Source organism: Methylophaga sp. UBA1464, from assembly GCF_002325665.1.
Lineage (GTDB): Bacteria > Pseudomonadota > Gammaproteobacteria > Nitrosococcales > Methylophagaceae > Methylophaga.
The window spans coordinates 11,513-14,787 of sequence record NZ_DCSO01000002.1 but is presented as its reverse complement, the minus strand read 5'-3'; the positions used below and the strand labels follow the sequence as shown (position 1 = coordinate 14,787).

The window sequence follows — 3,275 nt, the reverse complement described above, 5'->3', positions numbered from 1 at the left end:
CATCAATGATGGCCTGACCGCCCAGTTGCGTGGCCAGTTCACTGACCTGTCCCCGGATGGCTTCACGACGCTCTTTAAAATCCACCATGACATGGCCTTCGCTGAGCAATTGCGGTGCATAAGTCTGAGGGCTGCTGATGCGAATTGCCTGAGGATGATGAAAACGGTGGCCGTAGCTCAACTGATTGGATTGCACACCAAGCAGATTGGCAGGAATAATCTCATCACCCAGCATCAATATAAGCCAATGCACCGGCCTGACGAACTCTTCTGACAGACTTCCCCAGCGCATACGTTTGGGAATGGGCAATGCCGCCAACGCCTGTTTGACAATTTCCGGCAGTAATTCTGTAGCCGCCTGTCCAGACTGTTTTTCACGATAGACCAGCCAGGCTCCTTTATCAGTTTCCAGTGTCTCCAGTGCATCAACCTCAACGCCACAGGAACGGGCAAAACCCTGTAAGGCTTTAGTCGGGTTGCCATCTTCATCAAAACCAGCGGTGACCGCAGGACCACGCTTTTCGACATTACGATCAGCCTGATGGGTTTGCAGTCCAGTAATCACGAGTGCCAAACGGCGTGGACTGGCATAGGCCTTCGAAGCCGAATAGCTCAGTTCTGCTGCCGCCAAACCTTTTTCGATACCTTTCAATAAAGCATCACTCAATGTCGAAAGCGCTTTGGGCGGCAATTCTTCAGTACCCAGCTCCAACAGGAAATCTCGTACATCACTCATGACTGCACCTCATCCTGTTTGCTTAACATCGGAAAACCCAAGGATTCACGTCTGTCGTAATAAGCCTGAGCGACCGCTCTGGCCAACGTTCTGACCCGCAAAATAAAGCGCTGTCTTTCAGTAACCGAAATGGCTTTACGCGCATCCAGCAAGTTAAAGGTATGTGACGCTTTCAACACCATTTCATAAGCAGGTAACGGCAAGCCCGCTGCAATCATTCTCTCACTCTCTTTTTCACAGGTATCGAACTGCTGAAACAGATGTTCGGTATTGGCATGTTCAAAGTTGTAGGTCGACATTTCGACTTCGTTTTGATGGAACACATCACCATAAGTCACTTTACCTAACGGACCGTCAGCCCAGACCAGATCATAGACACTGGCTACACCTTGCAGATACATGGCGATGCGTTCCAGGCCATAAGTAATTTCCCCGCTGACCGGTTTGCATTCCAACCCGCCAACCTGCTGAAAGTAGGTGAACTGTGTTACTTCCATACCGTTTAACCAGACTTCCCAGCCCAGCCCCCAGGCCCCTAATGTCGGTGATTCCCAGTTATCTTCCACAAAGCGAATATCGTGAATACTGGTATCAATCCCCAGCATTCTCAGCGATCCAAGATACAGTTCCTGAATATTTAATGGTGACGGTTTGATCAGTACCTGAAACTGATAATAGTGCTGCAAGCGATTGGGATTATCGCCATAACGGCCATCCGTCGGACGACGCGAGGGCTGCACATAAGCCGCACTCCATGGCTCCGGACCGATAGCCCGTAAAAACGTTGCCGGATGGAATGTGCCTGCACCTACTTCCATATCGTAGGGCTGCAGTAATACACAGCCTTGTTCCGCCCAGTATTGTTGCAGGCGCAGGATCAGTTCCTGAAAGGTTTTTGGCGTGGCCGCCACAGTTGCCGCAGAATCACTCATTGAGAAAATTGTCTTCACATCACTAAAAATGCACTGATTATAGCGAATAAAGCAGTGGCTTGTAGAGACAACTCGGTAATGAATTGATGGCCTTGCCAAGTTGACATGTGCGACTGTCACCGCAAAGAAACAGATACGGTACAATGCAGCCACCCATTAATCGTTAAAGAGCATAATTATGTCGCGACTTATCGGCATCGTGATGGACCCCATTTCGGCCATCAATATCAAAAAAGACAGCAGTTTTGCGATGCTTCTGGCGGCTCAGGCCAAAGGTTGGAAGCTCCAGTATATGGAACAACAGGATCTTTATCTGAGCCAGGGCAAAGTCATGGCCAGCATGCGGGATTTGCAGGTCAATGATGATGCTGAAAACTGGTATCAATTAGGCGAGCCGAAAACACGTCGGCTGAGTGAACTTGACGCGATTCTGATGCGCAAGGACCCGCCATTTGACATGGAATATATCTATAGCACTTACCTGCTTGAACAGGCCCAGTCAGAAGGTGTATTGGTAGTCAACCCACCACAAAGCCTTCGGGATGCCAATGAGAAACTGTTTACCGCCTGGTTCCCCCAATGTTGCCCCCCCACTCTGGTCACTCGCAAAAAATCACTGATGCGTGAGTTTCAGCAACAACACGGCGATATTATTATCAAACCGCTTGACGGCATGGGCGGTGCTTCAATTTTTAAAGTCAGTCAGGACGATCCGAATTTTTCGGTGATTGTTGAAACATTGACTGAGTTAGGTAAAAAATCGGTGATGGTGCAGCAATACCTGCCAGCAATTAAAGACGGTGATAAACGCATTTTGCTGATCAATGGTGAGCCGGTGCCCTATGCCCTGGCCCGCATCCCGGCAGCCGGAGAAACCCGCGGAAACCTGGCAGCAGGTGGTCGCGGAGAAGGTCGCCCGCTGACTGAAAGAGACCACTGGATTTGCCAGCAAGTCGGACCGAAATTACGCGAAAAAGGCCTGTTATTTGTCGGTTTGGATGTGATTGGTGATTACCTTACCGAAATTAATGTCACCAGTCCGACCTGTATCCGTGAGCTTGATCGGCAGTTCAATCTGAATATTGCCGGTGATTTAATGAATTGTATTGAGGCCCATTTATGAAGACTGTTGTACACAGCCTTTTATTATTAATTGGTTTAGCTTTATTGAGTGCTTGTGGAGATAGCGATCGGGCGTTACAAGCCAAGTTTTATGCGTTTGGAACCGAAATTGACGTCAGTCTATATGGCGTTGATGAAGAAACAGCGTCTAAAACCATAGACACACTTGAGCAGTCTTTTTCAGAGGTAAATGATCTGTGGCACGCCTGGCAACCCAGTGTGTTAACCAAAATCAATGAAGCAATTACTGCCGGGGAATCCATTGAAGTCGATGACAACGTGGCCAAAGTTATCCTTCTTGCACAGAAACTGGCCGGTGAAAGTGGTCAGTTATTCAACCCGGCAGCCGGCAATCTGTTTCAGCTATGGGGTTACGAACAGGATAACTGGTTTGAATCCCGTCCACCACCATCACAAAAGGATATTGATGCATGGCTTGCAGATAGTCCGACGATGGAAGATATTGTGATTGAAAATGGTGTTTT

Annotated in this window: 4 protein-coding genes; 2 read left to right on the top strand and 2 right to left on the bottom strand. The window is 48.5% G+C overall.

What is annotated here, in order from left to right; translation table 11 throughout:
* Together B3O33_RS00240 and glyQ are read right to left on the bottom strand one after the other, a co-directional pair.
* Positions 1–736 (bottom strand): glycine--tRNA ligase subunit beta (locus B3O33_RS00240; RefSeq protein ID WP_292362700.1); only part of this gene is annotated, 736 nt, incomplete at its 3' end.
* Entirely contained in the window at positions 733–1,668 is a 936-nt protein-coding gene (glyQ, locus tag B3O33_RS00235) for a glycine--tRNA ligase subunit alpha (RefSeq protein ID WP_292360530.1), read from the bottom strand. The genes glyQ and B3O33_RS00240, both read right to left, overlap by 4 nt.
* A gap of 178 nt (positions 1,669–1,846) precedes the next feature.
* On the opposite strand from glyQ, the gene gshB reads away from it, so the two are divergent.
* Both gshB and B3O33_RS00225 read left to right on the top strand, forming a co-directional pair.
* Positions 1,847–2,791, top strand: a complete 945-nt coding sequence (gshB, locus tag B3O33_RS00230) for a glutathione synthase (RefSeq protein ID WP_292360532.1) — start codon at positions 1,847–1,849, stop codon at positions 2,789–2,791.
* The coding region (locus B3O33_RS00225) for an FAD:protein FMN transferase (protein ID WP_292362699.1) at positions 2,788–3,275 on the top strand (488 nt) is incomplete at its 3' end. The genes gshB and B3O33_RS00225, both read left to right, overlap by 4 nt.

Coding starts and splice junctions, on each gene's coding strand:
- glyQ (WP_292360530.1), bottom strand. CDS start 1,668: ATGAGTGATTCTGCGGCAACTGTGGCGGCCACGCCAAAAACCTTTCAG.
- gshB (WP_292360532.1), top strand. CDS start 1,847: ATGTCGCGACTTATCGGCATCGTGATGGACCCCATTTCGGCCATCAAT.